At 67.2% G+C, this 717-nt stretch carries 1 protein-coding gene; it reads right to left on the reverse strand.

Annotation, left to right across the window (positions count from 1 at the left end):
* Positions 1–49: 49 nt before the first annotated feature.
* Positions 50–700, reverse strand: a complete 651-nt coding sequence (locus HUW36_RS33800) for a C39 family peptidase (RefSeq protein ID WP_174531695.1) — start codon at positions 698–700, stop codon at positions 50–52.
* Positions 701–717: the final 17 nt, after the last annotated feature.

Raw genomic sequence — 717 nt, forward strand, 5'->3', positions numbered from 1 at the left:
AAAGGGCCCGACCCCGGTGGTGGGGTCGGGCCCTTGTCGGTGGTGTGGGTCAGCTGGTGCTGTAGCCGCGGGTGGCGATCCAGTCGGCGAGGTTGTCGATGTTCATGCGGTAGGAGGCCGTGTTCGGGTTGGCGCTGTCGGCGATGGTGACGGTGTGGCCGTTGTCGCGGTAGCCGACGACGCTGATGTAGTGGCCGCCTTCGAAGGAGTGGGTGGTGCCGTCGGTGTCGGTGGCGGTGCCGGCGATGTTGGCGACCACGGCGCGGCCGTCGTCGATGGTGCGGACGATGTCGGTGCGCAGGGTGTCGGTCTGCTTGTCGTTGGCCTTGGGGGTGCTGATCTCGACCGACTTGTAGGTCTTGCCGGTTTCCTTGTTCAGGACCGGGGTGATGTCGTTGATGCTGTTGGTGCCGTTCTCGGTGGTGCCCATCTCGCGGGCCATGGCGTCGACGTCGATGTTCTTGCCCAGGACGCTGATGGCGTTGCGGGCGGCGGCGGGGCCGCAGTAGTAGAAGTTGGGCTGGGCTTCGTAGCGCACGTCGAGTTCCCGCTCACCGTGACCCTTACGGTCGGCGACCACGCTGGTGTTGCCGGTGGTGGGGGCGGCGTGGGCGGCGATCGCGGGGCCGGCGATACCACCGGCGGTCGCGGCGATACCAGCAGCGGTCAGAACGGTGGTGCGCAGCAGAGTGGTAGCCATGATGGTTGCCTCCCTGA

This window comes from Micromonospora maritima, from assembly GCF_902825405.1.
Taxonomy (GTDB): Bacteria; Actinomycetota; Actinomycetes; order Mycobacteriales; family Micromonosporaceae; genus Micromonospora; species Micromonospora maritima.